General features: G+C 67.2%; 4 protein-coding genes. All 4 read right to left on the reverse strand.

The genetic code is table 11. The features are described 5' to 3' along the window. Nucleotides 1-798 (reverse strand): hypothetical protein, encoded by a 798-nt coding sequence (locus tag Q1J79_RS19070; RefSeq protein WP_300303625.1) that lies wholly within the window; start codon nucleotides 796-798, stop codon nucleotides 1-3. Nucleotides 799-824: 26 nt separating this feature from the next. Further along, nucleotides 825-1,262, reverse strand: a complete 438-nt coding sequence (locus Q1J79_RS19075) for a GNAT family N-acetyltransferase (protein ID WP_300303628.1) — start codon at nucleotides 1,260-1,262, stop codon at nucleotides 825-827. A 77-nt stretch (nucleotides 1,263-1,339) separates the two neighbouring features. Beyond that, on the reverse strand, nucleotides 1,340-2,101 hold the full coding sequence (locus Q1J79_RS19080; protein WP_300303633.1) for a thioredoxin family protein: 762 nt from the start codon (nucleotides 2,099-2,101) through the stop codon (nucleotides 1,340-1,342). 19 nt (nucleotides 2,102-2,120) lie between these two features. Beyond that, the coding region (locus Q1J79_RS19085) for a 3'-5' exonuclease (RefSeq protein ID WP_300303636.1) at nucleotides 2,121-4,091 on the reverse strand (1,971 nt) is incomplete at its 5' end.

Here is a 4,091-nt window from a genome sequence, read left to right on the forward strand (position 1 = left end):
CTACATCCCGACGCGGCTCAGCGGGATTTCCGTGATGCCATAGCCGGCCTCGGCCGGAATGCACAGATGCGGCTCGGCGAAACGCTCCTTGTCCAGCACCGGCATGACGTCGATGATCGGAGTATCCGCCGCCTGCCGGAGCGCCTCCGCCACGCTGCCGGCGCGGGCCAGCTTGACCAGCTGCATGCGGGTGGGGAAAACGATGGTGCGCGTCTTCGCCTCCCAGGCATCCAGCGCAGCCTGTGGCAGGATCCATTCGGAATCGACCGACTCGCTGCCGTCATGGGCGCCGATCTGGCCTTCCGGCGCCCGGGCCAGGAAGAACCAGGTATCAAAGCGTTTTGGCATCACTGTGGGCGTGAGCCAGTGCGCGAAGGGCACCATGCAGTCCAACGCATAATCGAGGCCTTCCGCCTCGGCGAGATCACGCAATGTCCTGTCGCCGCGGTTGAGTGGTTCGCGCCAGGATTCCAGCGCTGTGGCGCGCGCAGCCGACAACAGCTTGCCATCGCCCTTGGGACGGGCCAGCAGCAGGCCGGATTCCTCGAAGGCCTCCCGGATCGCGCCGAAGGCAAAAGGCGTCAGGGCCGGGTCGAAATTGCCCGGCCGGGCATGGCGGCCCTGCAGCACCGGGTCGCTGTCGCCCTCGGCCAGCTTGCCGCCGGGAAACACCATGGCGCCGGATGCGAAGTCGATGGCGTGATGGCGCTTGACCATGAAGACTTCCAGGCCGGCATTGCCATCCCGGATCATCAGGATCGTGCTGGATGGCAACAGGGCGGATCTTGCCTCGCTCATCGGTGTTTCCTTCTTTCTTTCTTTTCTCAGACCGGCCGGCGCAGATAGAGACGGTTGCCGCCATGCGGCATGGGGCTGAAGCCGCGTCGCTGCAGCCAGGCAATGGTTTCGCGCTCCTCGACGGCACGCTGGATTTCGACAGCAGCCAGGCCAAGCTGGCGAGCATGGTGGCCGGCAACGTCCAGCATCCAGCTGCCCAGGCCACGGCCACGCGCCTCCTCCGCCACAGCCAGGCGATGGATCAGCAGGCTGTCCTGCAGGGCCAGCAGCACGGTGAACCCATCGATGGCCGTACGCCACTCGGCGACGAACAGCGACTGTTCATGCTGCAGGGCAGTCAGGTCCAGCTTTGCCGCATCGGACAGTGTCGCCTGGGCAATCTCGGTCAGGCGGGACAAATCGTTGCGGTCGGCCAGGCGCATGCGATGTTCGACCCGGTGGATCACCGGCACGGCGGACTCCATGCTGTTTCCCGAGGTCAAGCTTCGGGCCGGGCCGATAACCTGTCAACGATTGTCGCAACGGCAATCGGGCGGAATATCTAGGGCTTGAGATCGATGGCGCCGATGATCGGTCCGTTGGCCGATCCATTGAGCATCTGCAGCATGACCACCGCGCCCTGGCGGCTCCAGTCGGTGCCATCCAGATCGGGCACGGCATAGCTGGCAGCCTGGCCTTTCCAGCGTCCGAAATCATTCCAGGCCCGCGCGACATTCAGGTAGCTCAGCGTGCGGCCATGGTTCTCGCCGCGCTCGATGGTCACGTCATGCTGGCGATCAAAGCGGCAAAGCAGCAGTTTGGCCTCGCCCTGCCAGTTCGGCATGTCGGGCACCAGAACCTGCCAGCCCTTCGTCGTCTTGCTGCGTTCGGCGCGCAGCGGCACATGCTGCTGCTTGCGGGCCTTGGCCAGGGCGGCTTCGATGGCCTCGCGGTTCGAGCCAACGGCCTGGAACTGCCCGTCGATCACCACCTGCGGCGTATAGATCTGACGGTTGCCGATACCACGGGCATAATCCTGCTGCCGGATATTGTGGCCCTTGCGGCTCAGCGTATCCTTCCAGCCGAGATAATCCCAGTAATCGACATGCAGGGAGATCGGCAGCACGCCGGGTTGCCTGGCCCATTCGGGCATCAGCGCATCGGCCGGCGGGCAGGAGTTGCAGCCCTGGCTGGTGAACAGCTCCAGGACCACCAACTGTGCCTGCGCGGATGCCGGCGCGGCGCCGAGGACCGGCAGCAGCGCAACCAGCATGGCGGAGAGCCAATGTCGCGTTCCCATGATCATGCAGGTGAAACTAGGCATTCGGCCAGGCTCCGGCCAGTCACGTTGCGGTGAAATTCGCCAGATGCCGGTCCAGCAATGCGGCCGGCAGCGGCATCAGCCGCGGCGCATAGGTCCAGAGCAGGGCGGCCTGTACCGGACGATCCGGGAAAATCGTCTGCAGCAGGCCGCGATACAGGGCCATCTGGTCGAGATAGGCCGGGTCGACATCCTCTGCGTGCAGCGGCGGCGGCCGGTTGGTCTTGAAATCGACCACCAGGATGGCGGCCTCTGTCACCAGCAGGCGGTCGATCTGGCCGGCCACCAGCCGTTTGCCCAGCCGCCCGGCCAAGGGCGCTTCCACCTGGGCGTCCGGCGCGAAGACCGGCGCGAAAGCCGGATCGCTCAACACGGCCAGCACTTCCGCCGCGATCCCGGTTTGCGCGGCCGTCGTCAGGCCATGCATGGGATGGGCAAGATAGCGTGCGGCCGCCTCGGGGCGTTGTTCCAGCGGCAGGTCGGGCAGGGTCTGCAGCAGGCGATGGATCAGTTTGCCACGCGCCAGGCCGGCCAGACGGTCGGGCGCCGTGGGACTCAGCGGCGGCGGCTCGGCCTTGCTTGGCCGTGAGGGGCTGAGTGGCCGGGGTGGCGCCGGTTCGGGCGGCGGCGGGCTATGCAGCCAGACGGGCGGCGCAATGCGCTCCGCCTCGGCTTCCGGGGCTGCGGCAGCCACGCGCTGCCCGGGGAAGGTTTCGTAGCGCAAGCCTTCATCGCCCCAGGGCAGGGCGATGATCTGCTGCGGCTGCAGGCTGGCGAAACCAGCAGAGACCAGGTCGTACCAGCTTCCGGCCGGCGGGCCATTTCCAGCCGTCTTGCCGTTGAGATAGCCGCAGACATAAAGCCGGTCGCGGGCGCGCGTCAGCGCCACATAGAGCAGGCGGCGGTATTCCGCCATCTGCTCGGCGCGGCGGGCATTGCGCAGGGCGGCGGTCAGCGGCGTGTCGTTGTCCTTGCGCATCGGCCAGTAGAGCTGCGGCACGGCTTGGGCGGCGCGCGGCCCGCCCATCACGGGGCGGCGCGGCGGCTGTGGCGCCTCGCCCCAGAGCAGGCCTTCGCCATCGCGGTCCTGCGGCAGGTCGCAGCAATCAGGCAGGATCACCACCGGCGCCTCCAGTCCCTTGGCGCCATGTACGGTCAGCACGCGCACCTCATCGCGGCCCTGGTCAAGATCGCGCTTGATCTCGCCGGCATGGCGCGGAAACCAGGCCAGGAAGCCCTGCAGGTTTGGCGCCGCATCACGCTCATAGGACAATGCCGCGTTCAGGAATTCATCGATCGGCTCATTCGCCTGGCTGCCCAGCCGCGCGATCAGGCGCCGTCGGCCGCCGCCAGCCGCCAGCATCCCGCCGTAGAAAGCAAAAGGCGGCACCATATCGGCGCGATTCAGCAATTGGCGCAGTTCATCGCAGGCCGCCTGCCAATGCGGCTGTTCGGCCGCGCGGCGCTGCAGCTCATGCCACAGGCGCGCTTCCTGGCGTCGCCAACACAGCGCAAACAGGTCATCCTCGCTGAAGTTGAACAGCGGACCCTTGAGCACGGCAGCCAGCGTGAGATCGTCTTCGGGCAGCAGGCAGAAGGCGCCCAGCGCCAGCAGATCGAGCACCGCCACCTGCTCGGCCAGCATCATGCGGTCGGCGCCGGCGACCGGCACGTCGGCGTTCTTCAGCGCCTGCACCATCGCCTCGAAAAACACGTTGCGGCGGCGCACCAGGATCATCACGTCGCCGGGCCGGATGCGGCGGCCCAGGCCGGACAGGTCCTCATGGTCGATCCAGTGGCGGATCTGCGCCGCGATGGTTTCGGCCAGGCGCACGCGCGGGTCCTTCTGGCCCACGTAATCCAGCGGCGTATCCCAGGGTTCGCTCTGCGCCTTCGGGTCGGGTTTGAACGGCGGCCAGAGTTCGATGCGGCCGGCCTCGTCATCGCGCCTCGCCCTGTGATGCAGGGGGCGGCCGTCCTCCACCACGCCGGG

It is taken from the genome of Ferrovibrio sp. (assembly GCF_029255545.1).
GTDB lineage: Bacteria > Pseudomonadota > Alphaproteobacteria > Ferrovibrionales > Ferrovibrionaceae > Ferrovibrio.